The 24,601-nt window shown below is 71.6% G+C and carries 23 protein-coding genes and 1 pseudogene; 7 read left to right on the top strand and 17 right to left on the bottom strand.

All coding sequences use genetic code 11. The features are described 5' to 3' along the window. Positions 1–2: 2 nt before the first annotated feature. Genes DI573_RS04740 through DI573_RS04720 form a run of 5 tightly spaced genes read right to left on the bottom strand, consistent with a single transcriptional unit; the run spans position 3 to position 3,833 of the window. Positions 3–623: a GNAT family N-acetyltransferase gene (locus DI573_RS04740; protein WP_292811192.1), complete on the bottom strand. Its 621-nt coding sequence runs from the start codon at positions 621–623 to the stop codon at positions 3–5. Further along, a complete protein-coding gene (locus tag DI573_RS04735) occupies positions 620–1,837 on the bottom strand; it encodes an ABC transporter ATP-binding protein (RefSeq protein ID WP_292811190.1) in 1,218 nt (405 codons plus the stop codon). The genes DI573_RS04740 and DI573_RS04735 overlap by 4 nt, the downstream gene beginning before the upstream one ends. Next, a complete protein-coding gene (locus DI573_RS04730) occupies positions 1,834–2,649 on the bottom strand; it encodes an ABC transporter permease (protein ID WP_292811188.1) in 816 nt (271 codons plus the stop codon). The genes DI573_RS04735 and DI573_RS04730 overlap by 4 nt, the downstream gene beginning before the upstream one ends. Next, entirely contained in the window at positions 2,646–3,437 is a 792-nt protein-coding gene (gene modA, locus DI573_RS04725) for a molybdate ABC transporter substrate-binding protein (protein WP_292811185.1), read from the bottom strand. The genes DI573_RS04730 and modA overlap by 4 nt, the downstream gene beginning before the upstream one ends. Positions 3,438–3,440: 3 nt before the next feature. Next, a complete protein-coding gene (locus tag DI573_RS04720) occupies positions 3,441–3,833 on the bottom strand; it encodes a TOBE domain-containing protein (protein WP_292811184.1) in 393 nt (130 codons plus the stop codon). A gap of 326 nt (positions 3,834–4,159) precedes the next feature. Here DI573_RS04720 and DI573_RS04715 point away from each other — a divergent pair, with 326 nt between their 5' ends. Genes DI573_RS04715 through DI573_RS04695 form a run of 5 tightly spaced genes read left to right on the top strand, consistent with a single transcriptional unit; the run spans position 4,160 to position 8,170 of the window. Then, positions 4,160–5,305: a ThiF family adenylyltransferase gene (locus tag DI573_RS04715; RefSeq protein WP_292811182.1), complete on the top strand. Its 1,146-nt coding sequence runs from the start codon at positions 4,160–4,162 to the stop codon at positions 5,303–5,305. Then, a complete protein-coding gene (gene glp, locus DI573_RS04710) occupies positions 5,302–6,564 on the top strand; it encodes a gephyrin-like molybdotransferase Glp (protein ID WP_292811180.1) in 1,263 nt (420 codons plus the stop codon). Before DI573_RS04715 ends, glp begins: the two co-directional genes overlap by 4 nt. Next, on the top strand, positions 6,561–7,034 hold the full coding sequence (gene moaC / locus DI573_RS04705; RefSeq protein WP_292811178.1) for a cyclic pyranopterin monophosphate synthase MoaC: 474 nt from the start codon (positions 6,561–6,563) through the stop codon (positions 7,032–7,034). Before glp ends, moaC begins: the two co-directional genes overlap by 4 nt. Before the next feature lie 3 nt (positions 7,035–7,037). Beyond that, the gene (locus tag DI573_RS04700; RefSeq protein ID WP_292811176.1) at positions 7,038–7,937 is read left to right on the top strand and encodes an NTP transferase domain-containing protein; all 900 of its coding nucleotides are present in this window, start codon (positions 7,038–7,040) and stop codon (positions 7,935–7,937) included. Then, on the top strand, positions 7,937–8,170 hold the full coding sequence (locus DI573_RS04695; protein ID WP_292811174.1) for a MoaD/ThiS family protein: 234 nt from the start codon (positions 7,937–7,939) through the stop codon (positions 8,168–8,170). Before DI573_RS04700 ends, DI573_RS04695 begins: the two co-directional genes overlap by 1 nt. Position 8,171: 1 nt before the next feature. Here the strand turns inward: DI573_RS04695 and DI573_RS04690 are convergent, their stop codons facing one another. The 7 genes from DI573_RS04690 to DI573_RS04660 form a co-directional block, all read right to left on the bottom strand. Next, a complete protein-coding gene (locus DI573_RS04690; RefSeq protein ID WP_292811171.1) occupies positions 8,172–8,696 on the bottom strand; it encodes a molybdenum cofactor biosynthesis protein MoaE in 525 nt (174 codons plus the stop codon). After that, a complete protein-coding gene (locus DI573_RS04685; RefSeq protein WP_292811169.1) occupies positions 8,696–9,199 on the bottom strand; it encodes a MogA/MoaB family molybdenum cofactor biosynthesis protein in 504 nt (167 codons plus the stop codon). Before DI573_RS04685 ends, DI573_RS04690 begins: the two co-directional genes overlap by 1 nt. A 20-nt stretch (positions 9,200–9,219) precedes the next feature. Further along, entirely contained in the window at positions 9,220–10,773 is a 1,554-nt protein-coding gene (locus DI573_RS04680; protein ID WP_292811167.1) for an SDR family oxidoreductase, read from the bottom strand. A 231-nt stretch (positions 10,774–11,004) separates the two neighbouring features. Then, positions 11,005–13,437, bottom strand: a complete 2,433-nt coding sequence (locus DI573_RS04675) for an FdhF/YdeP family oxidoreductase (protein WP_292811165.1) — start codon at positions 13,435–13,437, stop codon at positions 11,005–11,007. A gap of 185 nt (positions 13,438–13,622) precedes the next feature. After that, the gene (locus DI573_RS04670; protein WP_292811163.1) at positions 13,623–15,509 is read right to left on the bottom strand and encodes a helicase HerA-like domain-containing protein; all 1,887 of its coding nucleotides are present in this window, start codon (positions 15,507–15,509) and stop codon (positions 13,623–13,625) included. After that, positions 15,506–16,174: a phosphatase PAP2 family protein gene (locus tag DI573_RS04665; RefSeq protein ID WP_292811160.1), complete on the bottom strand. Its 669-nt coding sequence runs from the start codon at positions 16,172–16,174 to the stop codon at positions 15,506–15,508. The genes DI573_RS04670 and DI573_RS04665 overlap by 4 nt, the downstream gene beginning before the upstream one ends. A gap of 42 nt (positions 16,175–16,216) precedes the next feature. Beyond that, positions 16,217–17,563: a multidrug effflux MFS transporter gene (locus DI573_RS04660; RefSeq protein WP_292811158.1), complete on the bottom strand. Its 1,347-nt coding sequence runs from the start codon at positions 17,561–17,563 to the stop codon at positions 16,217–16,219. Between the two features lie 167 nt (positions 17,564–17,730). On the opposite strand from DI573_RS04660, the gene DI573_RS04655 reads away from it, so the two are divergent. Together DI573_RS04655 and DI573_RS04650 are read left to right on the top strand one after the other, a co-directional pair. Then, the gene (locus DI573_RS04655; RefSeq protein WP_292811156.1) at positions 17,731–18,429 is read left to right on the top strand and encodes a DUF3105 domain-containing protein; all 699 of its coding nucleotides are present in this window, start codon (positions 17,731–17,733) and stop codon (positions 18,427–18,429) included. 5 nt (positions 18,430–18,434) lie between these two features. Beyond that, positions 18,435–19,109 carry a DUF305 domain-containing protein gene (locus DI573_RS04650; protein ID WP_292811154.1) on the top strand — a complete coding sequence of 225 codons (675 nt, stop codon included), beginning with the start codon at positions 18,435–18,437 and terminating at the stop codon, positions 19,107–19,109. 25 nt (positions 19,110–19,134) lie between these two features. On the opposite strand, the gene DI573_RS04645 is transcribed toward DI573_RS04650, so the two are convergent. From DI573_RS04645 to DI573_RS14735, 5 genes and pseudogenes are all read right to left on the bottom strand, one after another. Further along, positions 19,135–21,618, bottom strand: coding sequence for an HAD-IC family P-type ATPase (locus DI573_RS04645; RefSeq protein WP_292811152.1), 2,484 nt, complete (start codon positions 21,616–21,618; stop codon positions 19,135–19,137). Between the two features lie 22 nt (positions 21,619–21,640). Next, on the bottom strand, positions 21,641–22,612 hold the full coding sequence (locus DI573_RS04640) for a carbohydrate ABC transporter permease (RefSeq protein WP_292811150.1): 972 nt from the start codon (positions 22,610–22,612) through the stop codon (positions 21,641–21,643). Beyond that, the gene (locus DI573_RS04635) at positions 22,612–23,745 is read right to left on the bottom strand and encodes a sugar ABC transporter permease (RefSeq protein ID WP_292811148.1); all 1,134 of its coding nucleotides are present in this window, start codon (positions 23,743–23,745) and stop codon (positions 22,612–22,614) included. Before DI573_RS04635 ends, DI573_RS04640 begins: the two co-directional genes overlap by 1 nt. Before the next feature lie 116 nt (positions 23,746–23,861). Next, positions 23,862–24,152, bottom strand: a complete 291-nt coding sequence (locus DI573_RS14740) for a hypothetical protein (RefSeq protein ID WP_363331337.1) — start codon at positions 24,150–24,152, stop codon at positions 23,862–23,864. A gap of 16 nt (positions 24,153–24,168) precedes the next feature. Then, a pseudogene (locus DI573_RS14735) lies at positions 24,169–24,601 on the bottom strand (hypothetical protein); the annotation flags it as partial.

Here is a 24,601-nt window from a genome sequence, read left to right as displayed (position 1 = left end):
GTTCAGGGCAGCGCGCGACCGAAGGCCTGCTCGCCGGATCCCGAGGGTAGCCGTGTGAATCCCAGGCGGTCGTAGAAGGCGAGCGCACCGGCGTTCTGCGCATCCGCGACGAGATGCACGCCGCCGACGCCGCCGAGCGCCAGCGCATCGCAGAACCGTTCGACAAGGGCGCGGCCGGCACCCCGGCCCTGGGCATCGGGCAGCAGGTCGACGTGCAGGTGCGCGGGGTACGTCGCGGCGTAGGGCGCGGGTACGGTGCCGCGCGCGTCGGCGTACGCGATCATCTCGGCGTCCCGCGCATCGCGCACCCCTGCCGGGGTGGCGTATCGTCCCCGGCGCGCCGGCCACCATTGTTCGGCGAACCAGGTCTCGAACGCGGCGGTGTCGGGCGTGCCGACGACATAGCCGCGTGGCCCCCGGACGCCCGCGTCGTCGCCTGCGTCGTCCCCCAGGACGAAGCAGAAGTCCGGATGCCGCGCCGCATACGGCAGCACGAACAGGTCGGGCAGCAGCCCATCCGACGAATGCGCGCCCGTCGCGTCGGCGCCGGCGGCGCCCGTGCGCACGCAGATCTCGGCCAGCGCCTCATGATCGTCCGGCCGGACGGGACGGATCCGGGTCACGCAGACGCACCAGGCGTGACGGCGCCGGCCTCCAGAGCCGCGCGCGCCGCCGACCGCGAGCGCATCGCTCCGGCTCCGGCTCCGGCCCCGATCGATTGCAGACGCACGTCGGCCGGCGCCAGCGTCAGGCGCACCGGGACCCCGGCGGTCAGGCGCAGATCGGCGACGACGTCGGCTCCGACATCCACCGCCACCGCCGGGTCGGCGGTGTGCACGCGCGCACCCACCGGCGTCTGCTCCACGCGCGTCACCCGCGCCAGCCACGTTCCGGGGGTGCTCTCGTCGTCGGTGACCAGCCGCAGGGCGCCCGTCCAGGATGACTCGCCCGCGCGCTCGAGGCGCACGACCCCGGGGCGGAAGACAGCGGCGACCGCACCGCCGTCCTCCTCCGCGGCGGCGCGGGAGGCGGCATCGGCGCTTTCGATCAGCACCTCGGGGCTGACGCCGGGCGCCCGCCACAGGCCACCGCGCGCGACGCCTTCGACCCGGTTCAGGCCGGCGATGCTCGCCGCGAATCGCGTCGCGGGGGCATGCAGCACGTCGCGCACGTCGCCCGACTGCGTGACCCTGCCCTCCTCGATCAGCACGAGACGGGAGGCCAGACCCGCCGCGTCGACCGCGTCGTGGGTGACGATGAGAGCCGTTGCGCGGGTCGCGGTGAGCTGCTCGCTGAGCATCGCGCGGATATCGCCCGCCGTCTCGGGGTCGAGGGAGGTCAGCGGCTCGTCGAGCAGAAGCACCTGAGGGGCCGTCGCCAGGGCACGGGCGATGGCGACGCGCTGCTGCTGACCCCCCGACAGGTGCGCGGGTCGCTTGTCGCCGGCGCCCGGGAGGCCGACGCGCCAGAGCCAGTCGTCGGCTTCACCGAGGGCCACCGAGCGGCCGATGCCTCGCGCGCGGGTGCCGAAGGCGACGTTCTCGCGCGCCGTGAGATGCGGAAACAGGCGCGGCTCCTGGCCGAGGAGGACCGCCCCGCGCTGCGCCGCCCGCAGGTGCCGACGCGGTCGCGCGGAGGCGACGTCGCGATCGCCGATGCGCACCCGGCCCTCGCTCAGCCGCGCGAGGCCGGCGATCGCCGCGAGCAGCGTTGACTTTCCGGCACCGCTCGGTCCCATGATCGCCACGACCTCGCCGGGCTCGCACGCCACCGAGGCCTCGAGGCGGAACCCGCGGCGGGCGACGGCGACGTCGGCGACCAGGCCCGAGCCCGTCATCGCGGCGCCCCCTGCCGCCAACCGCGGACGAGCAGCAGCACGACGAGCGAGGTGACCAGCAGCAGCAGCGACAGCGCGACCGCCGTGCCCTGACCGACACCGGCGCCGTTGAAGGCGGTGTAGATCGCGAGCGGCATCGTCTGGGTCACGCCCGGCGCGTTGCCGGCGAATAGCGCGGTCGCGCCGAACTCGCCGATCGCGCGGGCGAAGCAGAGGATCACGCCCGCGAGCAGCCCGGGCGCCGCGAGCGGCAGTGTCACCCGCCAGAGAATGCGCCAGCGTCCGGCGCCGAGCGTGGCCGCGGTGTTCTCGTACTCGACGCCGGATGTGCGAAGCGACCCCTCGACGGCGAGCACGAGGAAGGGCAGCGCGACGAACACCTGCGCCAGCACGACGGCCGCCGTCGTGAACGGCAGGGTGATGCCCCAGGTGGCGAGCACCTCGCCGACGGGACTGCTGCGTCCGAAGAGGAACAGCAGCGCAACGCCTCCGACCATCGGCGGCAGCACGAGTGGCACCGTCACGAGCACGCGCAGCACGCCCGCGATGCCCGGGCGCGCCCTCGCGATCACGAGCGCGAGCGGCACGCCCAGCACGGTGCACACGAGGGTGGCGATACCCCCCGTGCCCAGCGAGAGCAGGAGCGCATCGATGGCCTCTGGCGAGGTGATGTCGGCCCACAGATTCGCCCATTCCATGCGCCCGACGAGCGCGCCCAGGGGCACGACCAGCAGCGCGAGCCCGAGCAGGGCCGGCACGACGAGGATCGGCGGCAGTGTGCCACCGGGCGCCCTCGGCTCGGCGGCCGTCACGGCGCCCCGAATCCGCGCGCGCCGAGCATGTCCTCTCCGCGACCCGAGACCACGTACGCGACGAAAGCCTCGGCGGCCGCGCGATCGGTCGCGGTCTCGAGCACCCCGATCGGGTAGCGGTTGACGACACCCTCGGCCCCCGCCGGAGTGAAACTCTCGACGGGCTGACCGACGACATCCGTCGCGTACACCAGGCCCGCGTCCGCTTCGTCGGCGGCGATCTTGGTCAGCACGGCGGTGACGTTCTGCTCGTAGCTGGCGGCGCGCACGGTGAGGCCGGCGGCCTCGAACAGACGCTGGGATGCTGCGCCACACGGCACCTCGTCGGCGCACAGCACGACGGTGGCCGCGGGGTCGGCCAGGTCTTCGAGCGTCGTGATGCCGGCGGCGTTGCCCTCGGGAACGGCGACGACGAGCGTGTTGGTCGCGAAGAGCTCGGGCGCCGGCACGAGTTCTGCGACCGCCGCCATGTTCGCCTCGTCGGCGGACGCGAACACGTCGACGGGCGCACCCTCGGCGATCTGGGTGGCGAGCGTGCGGGATCCGTCGTACACGATCGGCAGGATATCGACCCCGGGGTTCGCTGTCTCGAATGCGAGAGCGATCTCATCGAATGCGGCCTGCAGCGACGCCGCGGCGTAGACCCTGACCTCGCCCGAGAGCGCGCCCGCGGCCGGGGTGCTCTGCCGATCGGCGGGCGCGCTGCCCGCGCAACCCGCGAGCGCGAGCGCGCCGGCCGCGACGGCTCCGGCAAAGGCGCGGGATGCTGCCCGCAGACGCCCGCGCACGCCTCAGGCCCTCGGGGTCTCGACGATGACGGTGGTCGCCTTGACGACGGCGACGGCGAGCGATCCGACCTGGAGGCCGAGCTCGGCGACCGCCTCGGCGGACATGAGCGAGACGACGCGGTGGGGGCCAGCCTGGATGTCGACCTGCGCCATGACGCCGTCGAGCTGGAGGCGGGTGACGAGGCCCACGAATCGGTTGCGGGCGCTCGAGAGGCGGTCGGCCGGATCGGCCGCGGCGTTGGCCGTCTCGATCGCGCGGGCGGCGAGCGCTGTCCCGGGCACCTCGGCGGGGGTGGCGCCCGTCGTCGACAGCGTGCCCTGCTCGATCCAGCGCCGCACGGTGTCGTCGCTCACGCCGAGAAGCCGGGCCGCTTCGGCGATCTTGTACGCGGGCATGGGTCGATGATACCCGCGTTCGCGGACGTAGCGGGCCCCAGCATCCGCATCTGCGTCTTGCCTGCGGATGCCTCGGAGCCCACGCCGTGCCCTCCTTCGGCGTGCCCCCTTCGGCGTTGGGGCGTTGAAATCACCGTGGGGCGCGCTGCAGCACGCCCCAACGCAGCCCTGACGCCCCAACACGGGACTCGCGCGGCCATCCCGGCACCCGGACGCGGCCCCCCTTCGGCGTTGGGGCGTTGAAATCACCGTGGGGCGCGCTGCAGCACGCCCCAACGCAGCCCTGACGCCCCAACATGAGAGCGGGAGCGGGTTAGCCTGAAGCCATGCGCCTTCCCCCGCTCGTCGAGCCCGTCGACGAGCTCAGCGAGAACGAGCGCGCGCGAACCGCGCGCCACATCCGCCTTGCGCCGCTGGGCGAGCTCGGTCAGCGGCGCCTCGCCGCCGCGCACGTCGCGGTCGTCGGCGCGGGCGGGCTCGGCTCGCCCGTCATCCTCGCCCTCGCCGCCGCCGGGGTCGGCACCCTGACGGTCATCGACGACGACATCGTCGAGGCATCCAATCTGCAGCGCCAGGTCATCCACTCCCTCGCCGCCCTCGGGCAGCCCAAGGTCGACAGCGCCCGCGCGGTCATCGCGGGCCTGTCGCCGCAGACGCGCGTGGTCACCCGCAACACCCGCCTGAGCGAGGCGAACGCCGCGGACCTGCTGCACGGCGCCGATCTCGTGATCGACGGGTCCGACACATTCGACACGCGCGAGGCCGTCGCGGCGGCCACCGAGGCACTCGGCATCCCCCTCGTCTGGGGCACCGTCCAGGAGTTCGACGGACAGGTCACGGTGTTCTGGGCGTCGCCCCCGCCCGGCGCGACGCCCGTGCGCCTGGCCGACCTCTACCCGTCCGGAAGCGTCGGCGACGTGCCGACCTGCGCCGACGTCGGGGTGCTCGGCGCCCTGTGCCTGCAGATCGGCTCGCTCATGGCGACCGAGGCGATCAAGCTCATCACCGGCATCGGTGAACCGCTTCTCGGCCGCGTGCTCGTCATCGACGGGCTGCGGGCGCGGCAGCGCGAAGTCCCCCTCGCGCCGTCGACCGCCCGGGCCGCACCCGCGTCGACACCCGCGTCGACGCACGCGACCGACACCGCCCCGACCGCTTCCCCGCACATCGACGCCGTGACCCTCGCCGCCCTGATCGAGGGCGGCACCACCCCCGACCTCGTCGACGTGCGCGAGGCGCACGAGCTCGAGCGCGGTGCGATCACCGGCATCCGGCACATCCCCCTCGCGGATCTGCTCGCCGATCCGGCCGGCGCCGCACCCCCGCCGCACGCCTCCACCCCCACCGTCGTGATCTGCCAGGTCGGCGTCCGCGCCCGCCGCGCCGCCGACGCCCTGCGTGCCGTCGGCGTCGACGCCGTCGTGCTCACCGGAGGAATGGATGCCTGGGCCCGATCGAGGCGCGAGTCGTGAGCGACGACCTGCGCAGCGTCGAGCAGCACCTGGCCGACATCCTCGCCTTGACGAGCGTGCTCGGCCCCGAACCCGAGCCGCTGTCCCTCGCGGACGCCGCTCACCGCGTGCTCGCGGCACCCGTGCTGGCGCGCGTGGACATCCCCGTGTTCGACAACTCCGCCATGGACGGCTTCGCCGTGAGGTTCGCGGATGTCGCCACCGCGGCATCCGACGCGCCCGTGACGCTGCGGGTCATCGCCGACCTGCCGGCCGGCACCGAGGCCGATCCGCCGCTGCGGCCCGGTGAGGCCGCGCGCATCATGACCGGCTCCCCCGTGCCGGCCGACGCCGACACGATCGTGCCGTTCGAGGACACCGCCGCGGGGCTGTCGGAATCGCTAGAGACCACCGCGGTCGTGCGGGCTCCGAGGGCGCCCGGCGCCCACATCCGCCGCCGCGGCGGGGACGCGCGCGCGGGTGATGAGATCGTGCCCGCGGGGAGCGATCTCGGTGCGCTGCAGCTGGCCGCGGCCGCGGCCGCCGGCGTCGATGCCGTCGTCGTCTCGCGCCGCCCGCGCGTCGCCGTCGTCTCGACGGGATCCGAGCTCGCCGCGCCCGGCGCACCCCTGCGACGCGGCCAGATCCCCGAGTCCAACTCGACCCTGCTGGCCGGGCTCTGCCACGAGGCCGGCGCCGACATCGTGCTCGTCACGAGCGTCGACGACACCGAAGCGGCGTTCGTCGGGGTCCTCGAGCGCGCGGGTCGTGCGGGCGCCGACGTCGTCATCACCTCGGGCGGGGTGAGCGCGGGGGCGTACGAGGTCGTCAAGAACACCCTCGCGGCGCCCGCGGACGGCGCTGTCGTGTCGTTCGTCAAGGTCGCCATGCAGCCCGGCAAACCGCAGGCGTTCGGCACGCTCGCGGGGGGCGCGCTCTTCTTCGGACTACCCGGCAACCCGGTCAGCGCCGCCGTGTCGTTCGAGACCTTCGTGCGCCCGGCGCTGCGGACCATGCTCGGCGCGAGCAGCATCCATCGCCCGCTCCTGCGGCTGCCCGCCGCGGTCGGATGGCGCACGCCGCCGGGGCGACGGCAGTACCTGCCCGCCGCGATCGACCGCACGGACCCCGCCCGGTGGAGCGTCCGCCCGGCGACCGCGGGAGGCTCGGGCTCGCACCTCGCGGGGGGCCTCGCCCGCGCCGAGGCCTACGCGATCGTCGGCGCCGGCATCGACGCCGTCGAGGCGGGGGATGCGGTCGATGTCATGCTGGTGACATGAGCTTCACGCACCTGGATTCCGCGGGTCACGCCCGCATGGTCGATGTCACCGAGAAGCAGCCGACCGTTCGCGCCGCGACGGCGCGCGGGTTCGTCCGGTGCGCGCCGCACGTGATCGAGGCGCTCCGCGACGGCACCGCACCCAAGGGCGATGTGCTCGCCGTCGCGCGGATCGCCGGCATCCAGGGCGCCAAGAAGTGCGCCGACCTGCTGCCGCTGGCGCACATCATCGGCGTGCACGGCGCGGTCGTCGACCTCGCGATCACCGACGCCGGGGTCGAGATCGAGGCCACGGTGCGTACCGCCGACCGCACCGGTGTCGAGATGGAGGCGCTCACCGCCGTCAGCGTCGCGGCCCTCGCGATCGTCGACATGGTCAAGGGCATCGACAAGTCCAGCTCGATCGAGAACGTGCGCATCACCGCCAAGCAGGGCGGCCGCTCCGGCTCGTGGACCCGCCCCGGCGAGTAGCCCGTGCGACGCCTCGACGCGATCGTGCTGGCGGGCGGGCGAGCCTCGCGCCTGGGCGGCGCGATCAAACCGCTCCTCGAGATCGAGGGGCGCTCGCTCCTCACGCGGGCGATCGATGCGGCGGTGGATGCCGGAGCCCGGCGCATCGTCGTCGCCTCGACGCCGCTCGGCGATGACCCGCGGGTGACGTGGGTGCGTGAGGATCCCCCGTTCGGCGGTCCCGTCGCCGGGATCGTCGCGGCGCTCCCGGCGATCGACGCCGAGTGGGTGCTGGTGCTCGCGGCCGACCTCCCCCGCGCCGCCGCCGCCGTGCAGGCGCTCCGCGCCGGCTGGCCGGATGCCGCGGCCGAGGCGGCGACCGAGGGTGTCTGTCTCGTCGATGCCGAGCACAGGGCGCAGCGGCTGACCGCGGTGTATCGCACAGCATCCCTGCGCCGTGTCGCCGCCGCGCTTCCGGCGGCGGGGCGGGGTTCGGCCGTGCGCGCGCTGACCGACGGACTCGCCCTCTCCCTCGTGGACGACGTCGCGGGGGCTTCGCGCGACGTCGACACATGGCAGGATCTTGAGCAGGCGCGATCCCTGGCCCGAGCGGCCCGGACGGCGCCGGAGACGGAGAGCATCATGTCGGACGAGACCTCGCGCACGCTTCCCCCCGAAGCCCTCGCCGCCTGGGCTGCGGCCCTGCGGGAGCGGTTCGACCTCACGGAGGACGATCTGCCCGTCTCCCTGATCCTCGATCTTGCGCGCGATGTCGCAGGCGATGTCGCCCGCCCCGCGGCGCCCTTCAGCGCGTTCGCCGCGGGACTGGTCGCCGGTCGCGCGGGCGGCACGCCCGCCCAGGTGCGCGAGGCCGTGGCGGCGATCGCGGCCCTCGCCGCCGACTGGGCGAAGGACGGCGCCTGATGGCGCGGGTGCGCTACTTCGCCGCCGCCGAAGAGGCGGCGGGACGAGACGAGGAGTCCCGGGACGAGACGACGTTGGGCGCGCTGCGCGCAGCGCTCGTGGCGGACTACCCGGCGCTTGCGGGGATCCTCCCCCGCTGTGCCGTGCTCGTGGGCGGCGCCCGCGTCTCGGACGTCACCCCGCTCGCGGCCGACGCGACGATCGACGTGCTCCCGCCCTTCGCGGGCGGGTGACTCAGCCGCCGAGACCCTTCCACGCCGTCGTGCCGTCGGCCTCGACCTGACGCTTCCACACCGGCAGATCGGTCTTGATCGTCTCGATGATCGTGCGGCACACCTCGAAAGCCTCGGCCCGGTGCGACGAGGCGACGGCGATCACGACCGCCGCATCGCCGACGGCGAGGCGCCCGATCCGGTGACTGACGGCAACGATCGCCCCGCCTCCGCCGATCGCGTCGGCCGCGATTCGCACGAGACCCGTCTCGGCGTCGGGATGCGCGGTGTACTCGAGCGCGACGACGGCACCGGCCGCATCCGGATCATGGTCGCGCACGCGGCCGACGAAGGTCGTCAGAGCGCCGGCGCCCGCATCGTCGACGGCGCGCAGGTGCGCGTCGAGATCGAGAGGCTCCGAACTGATCCGCGCGAGGCGGACGCCGCTGGCGTCGCTCACGCCGCCCGCGTGCTCCACGCCACCCGCGTGCTCCAGGCCACCCGCGTGCTCCAGGCCAACCCCGCCCGCGTGCTCCACGCCACCCATCAGTGATCACCGCCCGCGAGCTGATCGACGACATGCCGCGCGACCGAGAGCACGACAGGCATGCCCGACGCGACCGCCGCGGTCGAACCCGGCAGGTTCACGATCAGCGCCCCCGCGGTGTCGACGACTCCGGCGAGACCGCGGGACAGCATCCCGGCGGGCTTCTCGTCCGCGCCGAGACGACGCAGCTGCTCGGCGATTCCGGGCACCTCCCGATCGAGCACACGCGCGGTGCCCTCGGGCGTCTGATCGCGGGGGCCGACCCCCGTGCCCCCGGTCGTGACGATCACCCGGGCGCCCGTTGCGAGCGCCGCGCGCAGCGCATCCGCGACACTGTCGGCGCCGTCGGAGACGACCGTCGCGTCGGCGCAGGTGTATCCCGCCGCACGGAAGGACTCCACGGCGACGGGCCCGCTGTGGTCGGCGCGCACGCCCCCGGCCGAGCGGTCCGACACCGTGATGACGGCGGCGGGGGGCGGTTCGGAGGACGCGTGCACATGCATGGCTTCAGCCTAGGCGTGCGTCACTCGCCCTCATCGCGCGCCTCGGCCGCGGCCACGATGCGGTTGGCCATGCCCGCGAAGATGAAACCGTGAAAGGGCAGCACGGCCAGCCAGTAGAGTCGGCCCGCAAGTCCCCGCGGAAAGAACACCGCCCGCTGTTCGTACCGCGCGCCACCCGCGGTGGGCACCGCACGCATCTCGAGCCATGCCAGGCCCGGCACCTTCATCTCGGCGCGCAGGCGCAGCAGCGAATCGGCCGCACCGCCGCCGCGCTCGACGTCCTCGACGCGCCAGAAGTCGAGGGCGTCGCCGACGGCGAGGCGATCGGGATGCCGCCTGCCGCGGCGCAGGCCCACGCCCCCGACGACCTTGTCCATCCACCCGCGCACGGCCCACGCGAGCGGCCATGAGTACCAGCCGCGTTCGCCGCCGATGCCCTCGATGACCTCCCAGAGATCCTCGGCCGGCGCGGCGGTGTCCATGCGACGCGCGTCGGTGTACACGACCCGACCCGCCCAGTCGGGGTCGGCCGGCAGCGGATCGCTCGGGGCGCTGTGGACGGCGGCATCCTGCCAGCTCGTCTCGACCCCGTGCACCTTCTCCCGACCGAGCGCGAGCGCCACGGCGCGGCGGTAGGGGGTGAGGCCGTCCTCGGGCGGCGGGATCAGCCCGTCGATGTCGTGGTCCTTCATGACGCAGTCGTTCTGCAGCGACTCCACGAGCGGACGCGCGAGCGACCCCGGGATCGGTGTGACGAGGTTGACCCAGTGCGACGCGAGCCCCGGGGTCAGCACCGGCAGCGCCGCGATCGCGCGCTGCGGCAGCCCCGCCTCGACGGCGTACCCGTTCATCATCTGGCCGTAGCGGAGCACGTCGGGTCCGCCGATGTCGACCGTGCGATTGACGTCGGGCGCGATGCGCGCAGCGCCGAGCAGGTAGTGCAGCACGTCGCGCACGGCGATCGGCTGGATGCGGTTGCGCACCCATTTGGGCGCCGGCATATAGGGCAGCACCTCGGTCAGGTGTCGCACCATCTCGAACGACGCGGAACCCGAGCCGATCACGACGCCCGCCTGCAGCACGAGCGTGGGTACGCCCGAGGCGAGGAACACCTCGCCGACTTCGACGCGCGAGCGCAGGTGCCGCGAGAGCTCGGCGTCGTCGGGGTGCAGCCCGCCGAGATAGACCAGGCGCGTCACGCCGGCGGCCGCCGCGGCCTCGGCGACGACGCGGGCCGCGCGCAGATCGGTGTCGGCGAAGTCCTTGCCACCACCCATCGAATGCACGAGGTAGTAGAGCACGTCGACGTCCGCGACGGCACGGGTGAGCGCATCCACGTCTTCGGCGGCTCCGAGTTCGATCTCGACGTCATCGCCCCACTCGTAGGCCGCGACACGGGCCGCGTCGCGGGCGAGCACGCGCACGCGGTAGCCGGCGGCGATCAGGCGCGGCACGAGCCGCCCGCCGATGTAGCCGGTGGAGCCGATCACGAGGGCCCGCGGTTGGTCTCCGTCGGGTCGGGGCCGGGCGCGCAGGGCTTCTTCGCGCCCCGTGGGCGCCGCGATCTGGGTCACACTCGCGACGCTACGGGCCGGGGCGCGACGGCGGCAACCCCTTGACGGCGCCCCCGTTCGTCGCGCCCGCAAGGGCCGCGGCGCCCTCGTGAACGCCGAACCCACATTTTTGCAGCGAGCCACCACTCGACGCGTGGGGTTTCGCTGCAAAAATGTGGGTTCGGCAACGTCGCGCGGCCGGCGCGCCGGGCCGGGCCGCGGGGCCGGGCCGCGGGGCCGGGCCGCGAGCCGTCAGCCCCCGCGCCGCTCGAGCCGGACGATGACCGACTTGGACGTCGGCGTCCCCGAGACGTCGGCGGTCGAATCCAGCGGCACGAGCACGTTGGTCTCGGGATAGTAGGCCGCCGCGTTGCCGCGCGGCGTGCGGTACGCCACGATCCGGAACGCCTCGGCCCGCCGCTGCTCGAGATCGCCCGAGGGGCCGCGCCACTCCGACACGAGATCGATCACGTCGCCGTCCGCGAACCCCAGGGCATCGATGTCGTCCGGGTTCACCATGACGACGCGCCGCCCGTCGTGGATGCCGCGATAGCGGTCGTCCTTGCCGTAGATCGTGGTGTTGTACTGATCGTGCGAGCGCAGGGTCTGCAGCAGCAGCCGCCCCTCGGGGATCCGCGGGTACTCCAGCGCGTTGACCGTGAAGTGCGCCAGACCGGATGCTGTCGCAAAACGCCGCCCGTCGCGGGGGCCGTTCGGCAGGAAGAACATGCGCCCCTTCGCGATGCGGGTCTCGTAGTCCTCGAAGCCCGGAATGACGCGCGCGATGTGCGATCGGATGAGCGCGTAGTCGGATTCCAGCGCGCCCCAGTCGGCGTGCGGCACGTTGCCGGCATCGCCGACGAGAACGGCGTCGGGGCCGGCAGCCTCTTCGCAGGCCGTGCGCTCGACCTGGTCGCGGTCGACGTCGCCGCCGTGCGACGCCGGGGCGACGACGGAACTCTGCCCCGCATCCTGGCCGAAGACCAGCGCGCACAGGCGCGCGATGATCGCGACCTCGCTGAGCATGTCGGACGACGGGGGCCGCAGCCGGCCGCGGGACGCGTGCACGGCACCCATCGAGTCCTCGACCGTGACCCGCTGCTCCCCTCCGGCGCGCGTGTCACGGTCGGTGCGACCGAGGGTCGGCAGGATGATCGCGCGGCGCCCCGTCACGACGTGCGAGCGGTTGAGTTTGGTCGACACGTGCACGGTGAGATCGCACCGCGACATCCCCTCCTCCACCACGCGGGTGTCGGGGGTCGCGCTGACGAAGTTGCCGCCCATGCCGAGGAAGACGCGCACCCGGCCGTCGCGCATGGCGCGGATCGCCTCGACGGTGTCGTAGCCGTGCTCGCGCGGCGCGGTGAACGAGAACTCGCGGTCGAGCGCCTCGAGGAAGGCCTCGGACGGCTTCTCGTAGATGCCCATGGTGCGATCGCCCTGCACGTTGGAGTGCCCTCGCACGGGACACACGCCCGCGCCGGGCCGGCCGATGTTGCCCTGCAGCAGCAGCACGTTCACGACCTCGCGCAGCGTCGGGACGGAGTGCTTGTGCTGGGTCAGTCCCATCGCCCAGCAGACGATCGTCGCGCTCGATCGCCGGACGGTGTCGGCGACGTGCCGCAGCGACCCTTCCGAAATGCCGGTCGCCTGAACCAGCTCGCTCCACGGCACAGCGCGCACGGCCTCGGCGTACGCGTCGAACCCGGTCGTGTGCGCGGCGATGAAGTCGGTGTCGAGCACGTCGGCTCCGGCATCCGCCGCCTCGATCAGGACCTTGCCGATCGCCTGGAACAGCGCCTGGTCGCCGCCGAGGCGGATCTGGACGAACTGGTCGGCGAGCTTCGTGCCACCCAGCAGCACACCCTTGGGCGTCTGCGGGTTCTCGAAACGCATCAGGCCCGCCTCGGGCAGCGGATTGACCGCGATGATCGTCGCGCCGCGCTCCTTCGCCTTCTCGAGCGCGCTCAGCATGCGGGGGTGGTTGGTGCCGGGGTTCTGGCCCGCGACGATGAGCAGGTCGGCCCCGTGGATGTCGTCGATCGACACCGTGCCCTTGCCGATGCCGATCGTCTCGGTCAGCGCCGACCCGCTGGATTCGTGGCACATGTTCGAGCAGTCGGGCAGGTTGTTCGTGCCGAGGCCCCGCACGAGCAGCTGATAGAGGAAGGCAGCCTCGTTCGAGGTGCGCCCCGAGGTGTAGAACACGGCGTCGTCGGGGTCGTCGAGCCCCCGCAGCTCGGCGGCGATCTCACCCAGCGCCTCGTCCCACGAGATCGGCCGGTAGTGAGTCGCGCCCGCGTCGAGCACCATGGGCTGCGTCAGCCGCCCCTGCTGCCCGAGCCACCAGTCATCGTGTGCGCGCAGGTCGTCGATCGGGTGGGCCGCGAAGAACTCGGGCCCCACCCGGCGCACCGTCGCCTCCTCGGCGACGGCCTTCGCGCCGTTCTCGCAGAACTCGGCGATGTGGCGCTTGTCCTCCTCGGGCCACGCGCATCCGGGACAGTCGAAGCCGTCCTTCTGGTTGACCCGCATGAGGGTCTGGATGCTGCGCCCCACGCCCATCTGCTCGTTCGCGATCTGCAGCGCGTGCAGCACCGCGGGCACGCCGACGGCGACCTTCTTGGGGCGCGTGACGTGCAGACGGGACTCGTCGATATCTGATGCCGGGGGCTTCGTCGCCATGCCGCCATGCTACGCCTCACCCCCGCAGATGCCTATGCCGATAGGTATCTGATCGAGGCGGAGGCCGGTGCCGGTGTGCACAGCTGCGGACGTGATCGCCGACACGCCGGGGATGGGGTCGGTGCACCGGCGTGTTGCGCTGCCGGTCCGCAGCTGTGCACGGGGCGGGGCCAGACAGACCGAGATCAGCGGCGGCCGGTGCCGAAGATCCCGCGGATGACACTCGTCAGCACCGTCTGGGTCGCCTTCGACCCGAGAACCTGCTCGATCGTCGACTTCTGGGCCCGGGCGGGGGTGCGCGCCCGTCCCTGCGTCTTCTTCAACAGACGCTCGTACTCGGCCCGCGCCTTCTTCTCCGCCGCCGCGGCCTTCTTGGCCTCGGCCTCCTCGACCCGCTCGATCGCGGCGCGCTGCCTCGCATACTCCGCGTCCGTCTTCGCCTTCGCGAGCGCCGCCTCTTCCATCGCGGCCGCCTCGGCCGCCGCGCTCATCCGCGCGGCGAGCATCTCCCGCGCCGACTCGGGATCGATCGCCGTGCCGTATCGCGCGAGCAGCGGCGAGGCCTGCACGGCGCCCTGGATCGCCGGGGCCGGCGTCGGCGACATCAGCCCCTGCGGCGCCCGCAGGCGCGTCCAGGCGACAGGCGAGGGCGCACCCTTCTCGTTCATCACGGTCACGATCGCCTCGCCGGTGCCCAGCTCCTGCAGCACACGTTCCAGGTCGTATCCCGACCGCGGGTAGGTGCCGACGCTCGCCCGCAGCGCCTTGGCATCGTCGGGGGTGAACGCCCGCAGCGCGTGCTGCACCCGCGAACCCAGCTGCCCGAGCACGTCGGAGGGCACGTCCTTCGGCGTCTGCGTGACGAAGAAGACCCCGACCCCCTTGGACCGGATGAGGCGGACCGTCTGGGTGATGGCGGCGAGGAAGTCCTTCGACGCGTCCCGGAAGAGAAGGTGCGCCTCATCGAAGAAGAACACCAGTCGGGGCTTGTCGACATCCCCCACCTCGGGCAGCACCTCGAACAACTCGGCCAGCAGGTACATCAGGAACGTCGAGAACAGCTCGGGGCGCTCGATCACTCCCGGCACCTCGAGCAGACTGATGATCCCGCGACCGTCGGGTGCTGTGCGCAAGAAGTCGGCGACATCGAACTCGGGTTCGCCGAAGAACACATCCGCCCCGCCGTCGGCGAACGTGATCAACTCGCGCAGGATCACGCCCGCCGTCGCCTTCGACAGCCCGCCGAGCCCCTCCAGCTCGGCCCTGCCGAGATCGCTGGTCAGATACGTGAGCACCGCGCGCAGGTCCGCGAGGTCGACCAGGGCGAGTCCGTTGCGGTCTGCATAGTGGAAGACGAGCCCCAGGCTCGATTCCTGGGTCTGGTTCAGGCCCAGGACCTTGGCCAGCAGCAGCGGCCCGAACCCCGAGACACTCGCGCGCACCGGAATGCCCGTGCCGACGCCGCCGAGGGCGAAGTACTCCGCGACGGATGCTGTCGCCACCCACTCCTGACCGATCGCCCGCGTGCGGGCCGACAGCTTGTCGGAGGGTTCGCCCGCGGTCGCGACGCCTGTCAGGTCGCCCTTGATGTCGGCGGCGAAGACCGGCACGCCGTGGGCCGCGAGCTGCTCGGCGAAACCCTGCAGGGTGCGGGTCTTGCCCGTGCCGGTCGCGCCCGCGATGAGGCCGTGCCGGTTCATCATCGACAGCGGGATGCGCACCGCCGCGGTCGGCACCGCGTCACCGTTGACGAGGGCGCCGATCTCGAGCGCGGGCCCCGCGAACGCGTAACCGTCGATGATCGCGGCGACCTCGTCCGCACCGAGGGGCCCCGCCGTCGTCGACACCGTCGCCTCGACGGAATCGGGCACCGGCGCGCCGGCCGCAACGGGCGCGGGCGCCTGCGCAACCCTGGCACGCGCCATCGCGGCTTGCGCTTCGGCAGCGGCGAGTTCCGCGCGCGCCCGCGCCGCGGTCAGTTGTGCGTCGGCAGCCTCCGCCGCGGCGCGCAGGCGATGGAGCTCCGCCTCGGCCGCGACCACCGCGGGGTCCTGCGAGGAATCGCCGCTCATGCGTGAGACCCCTGCGACGGCACGGCGCGCAGCATCCGTTCGTCCTCCCGAGTGAGAACCACGGTGAAGATCGCCGCGACCAGCAGCGCCGAACCCGCACCGGCGAGTGCGCCGCCGGCCGTGTCGCTCAGCCAGTGCGCGCCGAGGTAGGTGCGCGAGAAGGCCATCAGCAGGATCCACGCGACGCTGAGCAGCGCCACCCACCGCCGCGGAAACACGATGAAGAGCGCGACGGCGATGGTCGCGGCGTTGGCGACGTGACCCGAGGGGTAGGAGCCGAAATCGGCGAGCACGATGATGTCTTCGGGACGAGCCCGACCGAAGAGGCGCTTGAGCACCTGCACGACGATCGCGGAGAACAGCGATGCCGCGAGGAAGTACGCGGCTCCCCAGGGCCTGCGCGAGACCGCCAGGAGCGTCGCGACCCCGAGGGGGACGACGAGGATGCCGAACCATCCCCCGCCGAGCCAGTTCATCGCGTACGAGACGAAGAGCAGCACGCTGGTGCGTCCCGATGCCAGCCACGACGACCACAGCGCGTCGATGTCGAACGGTGCGTTGCCGCGTCCGATCGAGATCCAGGCGCCGAGGGCGACGGCGGCCGCGAGCAGCACGACACCGGCCACGAGATGGAGCGTCAGCCGACGACGATGGGCGGGTGTCATCCGCTCATCATGCCAGCGCCCGGCAGGGGCTGCGAGCGCCGATCAGGGCGTGAGCGCCTGCACGGAGCGGGGGCGCACGATCAGCCAGAGCGAGAGCACTCCGATCACGCCGCACCCGGCCATCACGCCGGCCATCGTGGTCGCCGTGATGCCCGCACCGCCCGAGACCCAGCCGACGACCGGCGAGACGAGCCCCGCGACACCGAAGTTGACCGCACCCAGGATGGATGCCGCCGTACCCGCGGCTTTGCCGTGGCGGTCGAGGGCGAGCACCTGCGTGCAGGGGAAGGTGAATCCGCAGGCGGTCATGAACAGGAACAGCGGGATGAGTGTTCCCCAGAGCCCCAGCCCTAGCTGGTCGAACACGATGATGGCCACGGCGGTGACGACGAGCGCCGCGGTGGAGTAGGCCAGCACCCACTGCGGGCCGAACCGGGCGGCGAGGCGGGACGAGACCTGCACGCCGATCACGAGGCCGATGGAGTTGACCGCGAAGAGCACACCGTAGAGCTGGGCGTCGAATCCGTAGCTCTCCTGGAACAGGAAGGACGAGGCCGACAGGTAGGAGAACAGGCCGGAGAACGTCATGCCGCCGATCACCAGGACGCCGACGAAGATACGGTCGGAGAAGACGCTGCGATAGCGCTGCCAGATGGTGGTCGATCCGCGCTCGGCCCGCCGGGCCGGCGGGAGCGTCTCGGGGATGAAGAGCAACGTGCACAGCAGCATGACGGCGCCGTAGACCGCGAGCACGACGAAGATGCCCCGCCACGGCATCACCAGCAGCAGCGCCGAACCGATCAGAGGCGCCACGACCGGGGCGACGCCCGAGACGAGCGCCAGCCTCGAGAGCATGACCACCAGCCGCTTGCCGCCGAACAGGTCGCGCACGATCGCCATCGCGACCACGCCGCCCGCGGCCGCACCCGCGCCCATCAGCACGCGGGTGATGCCCAGCGTGATGAGGGTGGGCGCGATCGCCGCGGCGATGCTCGCCGCGACGTGCAGTGCCGTGACTCCGATCAGCGGCAGCCGTCGGCCGACCTTGTCGGAGAGCGGCCCCACCAGCAGCTGGCCGATCGCGAAGCCGAGCATCGTGCCCGTGAGAGTGAGCTGGATCGCCGCCGCCGTGGTGTCGAAGTCCGACTCGAGCACGGGGAACGCGGGCAGGTAGAGGTCGATCGTGAACGGGCCGAGCGCCGTCAGCGCGCCGAGCAGGATGACGTAGCCGAACCGCCGCGCCGCGGAGAGGCTGTCGCCGGGATGAAGCATGATCGGCGCGGTCGCCGGGTTGGCGCCGAGCACGCGGATCGCTCCCGTGCGGGCTCGGTGGGCAGCGCCGTTCGCGGTGTCGGAGGGGACGACGGGCGAGTTGCCGGTTTCGAGCACGAAGGAACCTTGCTGACGAGAGAGTGGGATGCTGATCGAATCGATTCGATCACTGCCAGTGTACCCGTTTCGCAGTCGGCGTCCAGGCTCGCCACGATGCGCGCGAATAGACTCGACCCGAGGCGCGTCCGCCCTTTCGACCCCTTCGAGCCGAGAGCATCCGCAGCATGTCCCCCAAGAATTCGAGCGGCAACCCCGCGAAGCAGGCCGAGCAGGCACTGACCGTCAAGCAGCAGCGCGAGGCCAAACGCGCCGAGAAGCTCGCCGAATACCAGCGACAGGTCGCCAAGCGTCGCCGCACGGGTGTGATGTGGTGGATCGTCGGCGGCGTCGCCGCGCTGGCCGTCGTCGGCGTCGTGGTCGCCTCGATCGTGTTCCAGCCGGCGCCGCGTCCGAGCTACGAGTCGGGGGCGGGGACAGGCATCGAGATCGCGGGCGTCGAGACCTTCGCGCACGAGACCACCCACGTCGAGGGCGTTGTCGAGTACGAGCAGACGCCCCCCGCGGGCGGCCCCCACAACCAGTACTGGCTCAACTGCGCCGAGTACTCCGTGCCCCAGCAGAACGAGTACGCCGTGCACTCGCTGGAGCACGGGGCGATCTGGGTGACGTATGACCCCGAGCTCGTGCAGGGCGAAGACCTCGAGACGCTGCGGTCGTACATGCCCTCCAGCTACTACATCCTGTCCCCGCACGAGGGCATGGACTCGGCGATCGCCCTCAGCGGCTGGAACTCGCAGCTCAAGCTCGACGCGGTCGACGACGAGCGCATCCCGCAGTTCTTCGAGGAGTACTGGCGCAGCGCCGACGTCCCCGAGCCCAACGCGGTCTGCACCGGCGCGATCGACGGCGAGGGCAAGGTCTGAGTCCTGTGGCGACCGACTCGGTCCGCACGGGACCCCCGCGCTGGCTCCTGGTCACACTCGGCGCCCTCGCGATCGCCGCACTCGCCTTCGCCGCGGGACGTTTCACGACCTTCGGCGCCCTGACCCAGGCATCCACCCCCACCTCGGACTCGGCCGAGGCGGGATTCGCCCGCGACATGCAGCTGCACCACGCGCAGGCCGTCGACATGGCGATGACCCTGTACCGCGAGACCGACGACCCTGAGCTGCGCGCTCTCGCGTACGACATGGCGACGGCGCAGTCCGCGCAGCAGGGCGAGATGTACTCGTGGCTCGTGTCGTGGGGGCTTCCGCAATCGGGGGGACAGATGATGGCGTGGATGTCGGAGTCCGACGAGCACGCGCATGGCGGCGCATCGGGTGAGCCGCTCACCGACGCCGAGCTGCGGGCGCAGATGGGCATGGCCACCGACGCCGAGCTGGCGGAGTTCGAGGGCGCGTCCGGCACCGCGGCGGACTGCATGTTCCTCGACCTGATGACGACCCACCACGAGGGCGCGATCCAGATGGTCGACGCCGTGCTCGAGCTCGGCTCCGAACCGAGGGTGCTGCACGTCGCGCAGGGCATGAAGGACACGCAGCAGTTCGAGATCGACTCGATGGCGGCGTCGGCGGCTCGGCTGGGCTGCAGCGCGGGCTGACCTTGCGGGTCCGGCTTCTCGGCGATCAGTCCTTGGCGCCGAGCTCGGCGAGCTGGCGACGGACGTAGGTCTGCTGCACCGAGCGGGTGATCCCGATGACGACGATCGCCCCGGCGCAGAGCCCGCCGATCAGCGCCAGCGCCTCCTCTCGCGGCCAGGCGAGGTCGAAGAAGTCCACGGCGAGCGGCACATTGAGGATCACGACGAGCCCGCCGACCATGCCCGCGAGGATCGCCGCCTTGATCCAGGTGAGCGGCAGCGAGATGAGGGCGAGCACCCAGATCCCGAGGATCGCGACGATGATCGTCGACCCCGTGCGGATCTCTTCGATCGGAACCTCCCAGAGGTGACCGGCGATGCGGGAGAACACCGTCAGAGCCAGGCCGATCGTGATGCCGGCGGGGATCGCGAAGCTCAGCGACCGGCGGAGGAACCCGGGGATGTACCGCTGCGCGTTGGGCAGCAGCGCCAGGAAGAACGCCGGGATGCCGATCGTCAGACCGTCGGTGATCGAGAGCTGTCGGGGCAGGAACGGGATCTCCATGATCATGAGCCCGAACAGGATGGCGATCGTCGTGGCGTAGGCGGTCTTGGTGAGGAAGAGCATCGAGACGCGCTCCATGTTGGCGATCACCTTGCGTCCCTCGGCGACGACGCCCGGCAGCCTCGAGAAGCGGCCATCGAGCAGCACGAGCCGGGCGACGGCCTTCGTCGCCGCCGAACCCGAGTTCATCGCGATGCCGATATCGGCCTGCTTGATCGCGAGGGCGTCGTTCACGCCGTCGCCGGTCATCGCCACGACATGCCCCCGCGACTGCAGGGCCGTGACGATTCCCTTCTTCTGGTCGGGGCTGACCCGGCCGAAGACCGTGTGCTGCTCGAGCTCGTCGGCGAGCGCATCGGCGTCGTCGGGGAGCGTGCGCGCGTCCACGCCCGCGGACACGTCGAGACCGAGCTCGCGGGCGATGGCGGCGACGGTGTGGGGGTCATCGCCGGAGATGACCTTGACGTCCACTCCCTGCGCGGCGAAATACGCCAGTGTCTGGGCGGCGTCCTCGCGGACCCGCTCCCGCAGGGTCAGCAGCACCACGGGGTCGAGCCCGCGCGGCAGGCTCTCCCCCGACACCAGAGCGTCATCGAGCGGGGTCGGCGAGTACGCGAGCAGGATCGTGCGGCTGCCGGTCGAGGCGAGTTCGATCACGGCGTCGGCGAGGGAGGCCTCCCCGTTCTCGGCACGAGGTCCGCTCCACGCGACCGCCCGGGTGGCAGCATCCGGGAAGACCATGGTGGGCGCCCCGAGCACCCACGTGCCAGGCTCGCCCGCGAACGACACCGCGCTCCACTTGCGGCGCGACGAGAACGGGATCTCGCGGGCGGAGACCCGCGGCGGCGCGGCCGGGTAGCGGGAGGCGAGACTGCGGGCCGTCGCGTTGGCGTCGGCGGCGGCACCGAACCAGCCGAGGGCCTCGCGCCAACCCTCGACATCGCCGTCGAGCGGGTGCTCGGCGTCGAAGGCGATGTCGCCGTACGTGAGGGTGCCGGTCTTGTCGAGGCAGACCGTGTCGACCCGCGCGAGACCCTCGACGGCCGGCAGCTCCTGCACGAGCACCTTCTCGCGCGCCAGTCGTGCCGCGCCGACGGCGAAGGTGATGCTCGTCAGCAGCACCAGCCCCAGCGGGATCATCGCCGTGATCACGGCGATCGAGTCCACCGCCGCCTGCTGCCAGGAACCGTCGGCGAGGGCCTGCTCCCACCCGCCCTGCACCTGGACCTGCGCATTGGTCACAAGCAGCGCCACGGGCCCGATGCCCCACGCCACCCAGGCGAGCACCCGGTTGACCCCGCGGCGAAGCTCCGAGCGCACGAGCGAGAACCGGCGGGCCTCTCCGGCGAACTGGTTGGCGTACGAGTCGGCACCCACCTTGGTCGCGCGCGCGTCGCCGCGCCCGCCCACCACGATCGAGCCGCTGAGCAGGTCGTCGCCCGGGTGCTTGTCGACGGGATCGGACTCCCCCGTGAGCATCGACTCGTCGACCTGCAGACCCTGCACATCGAGCGCCGTCGCGTCGGCCGGCACCTGATCGCCCGCGCGCAGCACGAGCAGGTCGTCCTGGACGACGTCGGCGGGAGCGATCTCGGCCTCGACGCCGTCGCGTCGCACCCGCGCGCGCGGCGCGTTCAGCAGCGCCAGCCGGTCGAGGGCCAGCTTGGCCCTGATCTCCTGATAGCAGCCGATCAGCGCATTGAAGATCGCGGCGAGCCCGAACAGCGCGTCCTGCCAGCGGCCGAGCACCAGCAGCGCGGCGAAGCACGCGAACACGATCGCGTTGAAGAGCGTGAAGACGTTCGCCCGCACGATGCTTCCCCACGTGCGGCTCGTATCCGCCTCGAACGCGTTCGTGCGACCCGCTGCGACGCGCTCGGAGACGTCGGCTGCCGAGAGCCCGCGCGCAGCGCCCGGGTCGGACGTGCCTGTGCTGGTCACGCCCGCCCGGGCCGCAGCATCCATGGGGTCACTGTAGCGAGGCGCACTACCCCTTCGTCGAGCCCGCGAGCAGACCGCGCACGAAGAATCTCTGCAGCGCGAGGAACACGATCAGCGGCACGATGATCGCGATGAACGCGCCCGCGGTGAGCAGGTACCAGTCCTGGCCCCGGTTTCCGGTCATCTCGGCCAGCAGCTTCGTGATCGGCGCGACGTTGCCGTCGGCGAAGATCAGCGAGACGAGCAGGTCGTTCCACACCCACAGGAACTGGAAGATCGCGATCGACGCGAGAGCCGGCACGGTCAGCGGCAGCACGATGCGGAAGTAGATCTGCCCGTGCCCCGCACCGTCCACGCGCGCCGCCTCGATGACATCCGGCGGGATCTCGGAGGTGAAGTTGTGCAGCAGGTAGATCGCCAGCGGCAGGGCGAAGATCGTGTGCGCGATCCAGACCTGCGAGTAGCCCGCCGCGCCGATGGCCTGGATGACCGGGACGCCGAAGATCGTGCCCTGCGAGAACAGCTGCAGGAGCGGGATCAGCGCCATCTGGATCGGCACGATCTGCAGGGCGAACACGAACAGGAACAGCAGGTTCTTGCCCTTGAAGTCCATCCATGCGAACGCGTACGCGGCGAGCGAGGCGATGACGATCGGGATGACGGTGGCCGGCAGCGTGATCGCGAACGAGTTCACGAACGCGCCTGCCATGTTCAGCTGGCTGTTGCCCGACTGCAGCGCCGTGGCGTAGTTGTCGAGGGTCCAGCCCCAGTTCTCGAAGACCGTCCACCACCCGGTGGTCTGGATGAACTCCCGCGGACGGAACGACGAGATGAAGACGCCGAAGGTCGGCAGGGTCCACAGCACCGCGATGACGAGGGCGGCAAGCGTCGCCCACCGCGAGGTCAGGCGCTTCTTGGTGCGCCCGAGCGCTTGCTTCTCCGCCCTGCGCTCACCCCGTGCGAGCTCCTTCTTCGTGTCGGGGTCGACGGGCAGTTCGATCGGCTGTACGGCGCTCATCAGCGCACCTCCCTCTGCTTGGAGAGTTGCCTTGCGTTGTAGACGATGATCGGCAGGACGAGCACGAACAGGATCACCGCGAAGGCCGCGGAGCGCCCGGCCTCGAAGCTGCGGAACTGCGTGTACATCTCGTTGGCGATGACCGAGGTGTTGTTGGCGCCCGCGGTCATGGTGCGGACGATGTCGAAGACCTTCAGCGAGGCGATCGAGATCGTGGTCAGCACGACGATGAGCGAGGGCCGGATGGCGGGGACGACGACGTTGATGAACCGCTGCCACCCGTTGGTGCCGTCGAGCTCGGCCGCCTCCAGCTGCTCGGTGGGCACGCCCTTGATCGCCGCCGAGAGCACGACCATGGCAAAACCGGTCTGCACCCAGATGAGCACGACGATGAGGAACAAGGTGTTCCAGGGGTCCGCCGCGAGGAAGTTGATCGGCTCGCCGCCGAACCACACGATGACCTGGTTCAGGAAGCCGATCTGATTCTGGTCCTCGGGACGCGCGGTGTACATGAAGCGCCAGATGATCGAGGCGCCCACGAACGAGATCGCCATCGGCAGGAAGACGAGGATCTTGTAGTACTTCTCGCCGCGAGTCTTGTCGATGAAGTAGGCGTATGCCAGGCCCGCGATCGTCGAGACGATCGGGGCGACGAGCACCCACACGATCGTGTTGAGGATCGTGCGCACGCCGGCGTCGGTCGAGAAGATCCAGGCGAAGTTGTCGAGACCGACGAACGCCGTGCCCCGCGAGTTCATGAACGCCTGGAAGATCGTCTGGATCGACGGGATGACGAGGCCGATGATCAGCAGCACCAGCGCGGGGCTGAGGAATCCGATCAGCTGGAAGAGGTAGCCGGCGCCGGACTTGGCCCGCATGTCGAGCCAGAAGAAGAGGAGGCCGACGACACCGGCGGCGAGGATCGCCCAGGTGTAGGACTGCAGCGCCCAGAGCACGACGAGCGGGATGAGGATACAGGCGGCCAGGCGGATGATCGTGTAGACGCGGCCCTTGCGCGGCGCGATCTCGATGAAGAAGAGCAGGAGCCCGATCACGACGAGGAATGCGCCGATGATGATCGGGATCTCGAGCCACGGCGAGAGGGTGCTCAGCCACTGGAGGAAGGCGGTCACGGGGGTCCTTTCGAGTGCTTCGTCGAACTCGCAGGCGTGGCGATGGCGCTCAGCCTGCCCTCAGGTTAGGGAGTGGGGCCGCCCCATGACAGGGGCGGCCCCACGGACCCGGTCGATCAGCTCGACGGCCAGCCGGCCTCGATCTGCTCGAGCACGGTGGCGGTCGGCGTGCCGCCCACCCAGTCGCGCATGCCCGCCCAGAACGTGCCCGAGCCGACGGCGCCGGGCATCAGGTCGGACGCGTCGAAGCGGAACGTGGTGCCGGGATCCTGCAGGATCTCGATCGCCGCCGACAGGATCTCGCTCGAGGCGTTCTCGGGGTCGAGCCCGTTGTTGGCCGAGATCACGCCGCCGAGCGCGACGCGGCTGTTGGCCCATTCGGGGCTGGAGAGGTACTCCTGCACCATCTGGACGGCCTCGCGATCATCGAACGCGCCGACGATCTCGCCACCGCCGGTGACGACGGCGCCCTCGGCACCCTCCTCGAAGGGAGGTGTGAGGAACGCCCAGATGTCGCCGGATGAACCCGTCGTAGAACGATGCCTGGTGGTGCAGGACGCAGTCACCCGACACCAGCGCAGAGGCCGGGTCGCCGAAGGGCGTCGTGCCGATCGACTGGACATCGCCGAATCCGGCGTTGACGTAGTTCGGGTCGAGCATGATCTTGCCCACCTCGTCGAACGCCGAGGAGATCTGCGGGTCGGTGAACGGGATCTCGTTCGCGACCCACTGGTCGTACACGTCGGTGCCCGACTGGCGCAGGACGACGTCCTCGATCCAGTCGGTGCCGGGCCATCCCGTGGCGGCGTCCGAGCCGAAGCCGACGCACCACGGCGGGGCGCCGGTCGACTGCTGG

The sequence above is a fragment of the Microbacterium sp. genome, from assembly GCF_003248605.1.
In the GTDB taxonomy this organism is placed as follows: Bacteria; Actinomycetota; Actinomycetes; order Actinomycetales; family Microbacteriaceae; genus Microbacterium.
The sequence above is the reverse complement of the archived record's forward strand: the minus strand, read 5'-3'. Positions and strand labels throughout refer to the sequence as shown.